The sequence below is a fragment of the Pauljensenia sp. OF14-1SRA genome (assembly GCF_027694595.1).
GTDB classification, from domain to species: domain Bacteria; phylum Actinomycetota; class Actinomycetes; order Actinomycetales; family Actinomycetaceae; genus Pauljensenia; species Pauljensenia turicensis_B.
Window position 1 is genome coordinate 191,838 of the sequence record NZ_JAQEVQ010000003.1, and the last position, 6,251, is coordinate 198,088.

The 6,251-nt window shown below is 57.9% G+C and carries 5 protein-coding genes; 2 read left to right on the plus strand and 3 right to left on the minus strand.

The genetic code is table 11. The features are described from left to right. Positions 1-169: 169 nt before the first annotated feature. Complete coding sequence (gene glmS / locus PG731_RS03355) at positions 170-2,080, minus strand: glutamine--fructose-6-phosphate transaminase (isomerizing) (protein WP_270772168.1); 1,911 nt, start codon at positions 2,078-2,080, stop codon at positions 170-172. A 128-nt stretch (positions 2,081-2,208) separates the two neighbouring features. Between glmS and coaA the strand changes: the two genes are divergently transcribed. Further along, positions 2,209-3,171 carry a type I pantothenate kinase gene (gene coaA / locus PG731_RS03360; RefSeq protein WP_270772169.1) on the plus strand — a complete coding sequence of 321 codons (963 nt, stop codon included), beginning with the start codon at positions 2,209-2,211 and terminating at the stop codon, positions 3,169-3,171. Positions 3,172-3,327: 156 nt separating this feature from the next. Here coaA and glmM read toward each other — a convergent pair whose 3' ends face one another. Both glmM and PG731_RS03370 read right to left on the minus strand, forming a co-directional pair. Further along, positions 3,328-4,677: a phosphoglucosamine mutase gene (gene glmM, locus PG731_RS03365; RefSeq protein ID WP_270772170.1), complete on the minus strand. Its 1,350-nt coding sequence runs from the start codon at positions 4,675-4,677 to the stop codon at positions 3,328-3,330. Between the two features lie 56 nt (positions 4,678-4,733). Next, positions 4,734-5,096, minus strand: a complete 363-nt coding sequence (locus PG731_RS03370; RefSeq protein WP_270772177.1) for a hypothetical protein — start codon at positions 5,094-5,096, stop codon at positions 4,734-4,736. Here PG731_RS03370 and PG731_RS03375 point away from each other — a divergent pair. Continuing rightward, positions 5,078-6,244 carry an IS1249 family transposase gene (locus PG731_RS03375; protein ID WP_270772171.1) on the plus strand — a complete coding sequence of 389 codons (1,167 nt, stop codon included), beginning with the start codon at positions 5,078-5,080 and terminating at the stop codon, positions 6,242-6,244. The two genes, PG731_RS03370 and PG731_RS03375, sit on opposite strands and share 19 nt — an antisense overlap. Positions 6,245-6,251 lie beyond the last annotated feature (7 nt).

Genomic DNA, 6,251 nt, shown 5'->3' on the forward strand with positions numbered 1-6,251 from the left:
CTCAATCCTGTTTTTGGTGTACGAGGCCGGGCTCGCATACTCGGTCAACAAGCGGATACAGCCCGATGGTAGTGGGGTTTGTCCCGCGAAAGCGAAATCGCCCGTATGAAACGAATCCTGCGTCTGCCACGACGTGTGGCAGACGCAGGAAAAGTCCAATCAGGGATGTTTACTCAACGGTCACAGACTTAGCGAGGTTGCGTGGTTGATCGACATCAAGGCCCTTCACGGTTGCGAGTTCGCAGGCGAAGATCTGCAGTGGGACAACCGTTAACAGGGGTGCGTACAGCGTCGGGATCGGAGGAATCCTGAACACGATTTCAGCGAATTCGTCGACGGAGGTGTCGCCTTCCTCAGCGATGACGATGGTCTTTGCACCGCGAGCGCGAACTTCCTGGATGTTTGCTAGAACCTTGTTGTGTAGTTCAGGACGACGCGGGGTCGGAACAACGATGATGACCGGCTGGCCTTCGTCGACCAGTGCGATCGGGCCGTGCTTGAGTTCACCGGCCGCGAAGCCTTCTGCGTGGATGTAGCAGATTTCCTTGAGCTTCAGGGCGCCTTCAAGGGCTACCGGGTATCCGACGTGGCGACCGAGGTAGATGACGGACGTCGTGTCTTTCATGGTGCGAGCAAACTGTCGGACAGCCTCGCCCTGGTCGAGGACCTTCTGGATCTTCTCCGGCGCTTCAGCCAGTTTTTCCATATAGTCGATGATCTCGTCGGAGTATTTGTTGCCACGCACCTGGGCAAGGTATAGGCCAAGGATGAAGCAGGCGGTGACCTGAGACGTGAACGCCTTGGTAGAGGCGACAGCGATTTCCGGGCCCGCGTGGGTCAGCAGAACCGCGTCGGACTCACGCGAAATGGTCGAGCCCGGAGTGTTCACGATTGCCACGACCTTCGCGCCCTGCTCGCGAGCGTGACGGATCGCCTGGATCGTGTCCATGGTTTCACCGGACTGCGAGATGGCCACGACCAGTGTCTTTTCGGTGACGACCGGGTCGCGGTAGCGGAACTCAGAGGAAAGCTCGACCTCGACGGGGATACGGCACCAGTGTTCGATCGCGTACTTGGCGACCTGACCGGCGTAAGACGCTGTGCCGCAACCGATCATGACGATCTTGTCGACGCCACGCAGGATGTACTCGGGGATACGGACCTCGTCGAGTGCAAGGTGACCGGTGGAATCAATACGGTCTTCCAAGGTTTCACGAACGCCACGAGGCTGCTCGTGAATTTCCTTTTCCATGAAGGTCGGCCAGCCGTCCTTTGTCGCGCGATCCGAAGTGAAGTCAACTTCGTATTCCTTGAGCGGAACAACATTCCCATCGTGGCCAAGAACAGTCACGCCACGAGCCGTGACAACAGCCATCTGATCCTGATCGATCTCGACAGCGCGATTCGTGTGCTCGATGAATGCCAAAACGTCAGAACCAAGGAAGTTTTCGCCGTCGCCCAAACCAACAACCAAAGGCGAAGAACGGCGTGCCGCAAGAATAACCTCCGGCGCATCGGCCGCGACGAGGAGCAGTGTGAATGTGCCCTGTAGGCGCTCAGTAACAGCGCGCATTGCAGTAATCAGGCGACGAACAGCATCTTCGCCAGCGTGCACTCCGGCAAGAGAGCCGACCCACTGCCCAGCGGTTCCGGCCTCGTACATCTTGGCAATCAGGTGGACGACAACCTCAGTATCCGTATCGGACACAAAGGTGACGCCATCGGCGCGAAGTTCGGCGCGCAACGCGTCAGCATTTTCGATGATGCCATTGTGCACCAGAGCGAAACGACCATCTGCAGACGAATGCGGGTGAGCATTCGCAACAGTCGGACGACCGTGCGTCGCCCAACGAGTATGACCGATTGCAGCGACAGCATCGGCAGGCTTCTGGACCTCGATCTCATCAGCAAGGTTCGCGAGCTTACCAACCGCGCGAATTACCTTCAGGCCGTCCGGAGTTGACAGAGCCAAACCCGCAGAGTCGTATCCGCGGTATTCCAAGCGAGCGAGGCCCCCCATGACGACCTCACGCGAACGAGCCGACGGGGTACAACCAATATGTCCAACAATTCCACACATGCAAACAATTCCAACACATCGAACAGAGTTGCGCTCATCGCCTTGCCCACGTCCGTCAGATACCCGCCATTCTTCACACTTTTGACTCAAAGGTGCATTCGAACAAGCGAGTGCGAGACAATGCCATCGTGACTTCCCACAATGCACACGCTTACTCTGCGATCTCCCCTTTTACGCGCATTGAACGCGCCGATTGGGATAGGTTGGTCGACCACACTCCCCTGCCATTGACCCAAGAAGACATCACCAGGATCGCTTCCTTAGGCGACCCCATCGACATGAGCGAAGTCGACGCGATTTATCGCCCTTTGTCTGCGCTCCTTCAGCTGTACGTTGACGGCAGGCGACGCACCGCCCGCGAGCGCGCCACCTTCCTCGGCGAGCAAGCGCCCACACCCACCCCTTTCGTCATCGGAATTGCCGGCTCGGTGGCCGTTGGAAAGTCAACCGTCGCCCGCCTTCTGCAACTTCTGCTCCAGCGTTGGGAGCACACCCCGCGCGTCGACCTAGTGACAACCGACGGCTTCCTCTATCCGAACGCCGTGCTCGAAGAAAAGGGCATCATGGCACGCAAGGGCTTCCCGGAGTCCTACGACCGTCAGGCTCTGCTGAGTTTCTTGGCCGCCGTGAAGTCGGGGGCGCCAGACGTCACTGCTCCCGTGTACTCGCATGTCGTCTACGACATTGTCCCGGGCAAAATCCTCCACGTCGAGGCTCCCGACATTCTGATCGTCGAGGGCGTGAACGTTCTGCAACCCCCGCGCCTGCACCCTGGGGCGCTCGGTGTTTCCGTGTCTGACTACTTCGACTTCTCGATCTACGTCGATGCTAAAGAATCCGACATCGAGCAGTGGTATGTCGACCGGTTCCTCACTCTTCGTCAGACTGCCTTCTCGCGTGAAGACTCCTTCTTCCGCACTTACGCCAGTTTGACGGACACGGAGGCCGAAACGACGGCGCGCATGGTCTGGTCGGCAATCAACTTGCCAAACCTGCGCGAAAACATCGCCCCCACTCGTGAACGCGCCACGATGATCTTCCACAAAGACCAGGATCACCGCGTCGATTCGCTGCTATTACGTAAGGACTAGCGACCGGCTTTCCCAGTTCGCATCAGGGGCGACGAGGCTCCCTCTAGAACTCTGAACGCCTCTGGCGGTGAACACAAAGCTCAACGGGCTCGGTAGAGGATACCCCTACCAAGCCCGTTGAATGTCTCAGTCGCACCCCTAAGCGGGTGCCTCGTATCAGATCGCCAAGTTTTCCTTCACCACGTCAGCGAGTGACGCTGCTACAGAATCAGCCTGTTCCTGGGTGGCGGCCTCAACCATGACGCGCACCAACGGCTCGGTGCCCGACGGGCGAAGAAGAACACGACCGGTATCGCCGAGCTGCGCTTCACCAGCCTTGACAGCCGCCGCAACAGCTTCGTTCGTCGCTGCACCGCTACGGTCAACCCCGCCCACATTGATGAGGGTCTGCGGCAAGCGCTCAACAAACGCAGTCAGATCCGCCAGGGAGCGACCGGATTCCTTCACCATACGAGCAACCAGCAGGGACGATAGAATCCCGTCACCCGTCGTCGCATGGTCGAGGTCAATAATGTGGCCGGACTGTTCGCCACCCAGCACATAGTTGGAGGCGCGCATTTCTTCGAGCACGTAGCGGTCGCCGACTGCGGTCTGAACCGTCTTAATGCCCTTGTCACGCATCGCGAGAATCAGACCGAGGTTCGACATCACGGTCACGACAAGGGTGTCTCCCTTGAGCTTGCCACGCTCACGCGCATCCACCGCGAGCGCGCCCATGATCTTGTCACCGTCGATCAGGTTGCCTTCAGCATCGACTGCTAAGCAACGGTCTGCGTCACCATCGTAAGCGACACCAAGGTCTGCCTTGTGCTCGACGACGGCCTTCTGCAGGCCTTCAGGGTGGGTTGAACCAGCATTGAGGTTGATATTACGGCCGTCGGGCTCAGCGTTGATGACGATGACCTCGGCACCCGCTTCACGTAACGCTAGCGGACCGAGCTCGAAGGCGGCACCATTAGCGCAGTCAACGACGATCGTCAGACCCTTCAGGTCCGCGTTCACGGACTTCACCAAATGGTCAACGTACAGGCGCTTCGCCTTCTCATGTTGCGCGTCGACCTCACCGACGCCGTCGCCGGTCGGGCGGTCCCACTCGGTTCCGATCAGCGCTTCAATCTCATCTTCAACCGCGTCGGGGAGCTTGTAGCCACCGTGCGCGAAGAACTTAATGCCATTGTCAGGCATCGGGTTGTGCGACGCCGAGATCATGACACCCAAGTCAATGTCGTTCTGCGAAGCAGTCAGGTAGGCAACGGTCGGAGTCGTCACAACGCCAAGAAGAGTCACGTCCATGCCTGCGCTTGCAAGCCCGGCAGCCAGAGCGTGCTCAAGGAACTCACCCGAAATGCGCGTATCTCGACCAATGACGACACGCGCTTTCGTCCCATCACTGCGGACCGCACCAAAGTGGCGAGCAGCAGCTTCACCGATCTTCAGCGCCAGGTCAGCCGTAATATCAACATTCGCGAGGCCACGGACACCGTCGGTGCCAAACAATCGTGCCATTTCAGTTCCTTCATTCACGCCGGCATCGTGCCGGAAAGCGTTGTGTCACTTGTTCCCTAGCGTACTCGTGGCCCCGGCGAGTTCGGTTCTTCTGCGACCCCGTCTGTCACTTTGCGAGAATTTCCACCCTCTGGTATTTCCGGTATCGCAAAGGACCACGAAGCCCAAACCCCGCTCTTCCCACCGCGCTTGTTCAGCACCAAGACCACAAAAGCAGCGCGCTTGTTCACCACCGGCACCCAAAAAAGACCGCGCTTGTTCAGTGCGAGGGGGTTAATAGACAAAAATCGTTGCTTAAGATCGGTGTTTTCAGTGATTTGACGGGGGAAAGTCGGTGTGATTAGGGCGGTTGCGGTGAATTGTGTTGCTTCCTTGATCTGAGCCCGGTTATGTGCATGGGGTGAAACAACGTAGTACACGCTCCCGTTTATGCCCGATCTGCAATCAGCCCATGAAGAAAAATGGCAAGAACCCTTCCGGAAGCCAGCGTTGGTATTGCACCGAATGTAAATACAGTTATACCAGCCGTAACCAGCGCCAACACCGCAACAAACAGTTTCGAGACTTCCTCGAGTTTGTGACCGATACTGTACCTAAACGGCGCCTGACCAACTCAGCGAGGACCTGGGATAGGGTGCATGTGTGGTGCTGGGACACGGCCCCGATCTGGCAGGTCACCGGAGAGGTCTATGACCAGATCTTTATCGACGGGACCTATATAGGCTACGGCTGGTGCATCCTCACTGCTACCACCGCCCATGGGATCGTCGCCTACCAGCTGTGTGCCAAGGAATCCAAAGCTGCCTACACAGCCCTGCTCGAGAAAATCCCGGCACCATTAGTGGTGACTACCGACGGCGACAAAGGCGCCCTCGCAGCGATCACAGCATGCTGGCCTACCACCCATATACAACGTTGCCTAGTCCACATCCAACGCAACATCCGCCGCGTGACAACCACCAGACCTCGCACCGAGCAACACAAGGCCCTCTACAAACTCGCGCTCGACCTGACCAAAATCACCACCACCGAGCAAGCCATCACCTGGCACAAAGCCCTCGCCGCCTACCACGCACTCTACGATGCCTGGCTCAACGAGAAAACCTACCGCCATCAAGTAGCCGCCGACCAGATCCCCTCCTGGGCGCGTCATAACAAGAAATGGTGGTACACCCATAAACACACCCGCACCATCGTCCGCTCCCTTGATCACTACATCAAGGATGGGGTCTTGTTCACTTTCCTCGATCCCGAACTTTCCACCAGCCAGCCCCTGGCATCCACAACCAACAGCCTCGAGGGCGGGACGAACGCGCCATTAAAAGCATTTCTACGCGCTCACCGCGGACTGTCCGAGCCCCACATGCTCACCGCGATCGACTACTGGCTCTACGCCAGAAGTGTTGACCATCAGCCCCTCGAAACCTTCATTAATAACACGAAACCACCAAAGAAAAAGCAACTACAAGAACTGCCCCCAGGGCCGGTAGAAATCGACACCACCATAAATACACAAGCCCCCTGGGAAGACGGCCTCCACATCCGAAAAGGCTGGGTCAGAAACTAACAACACG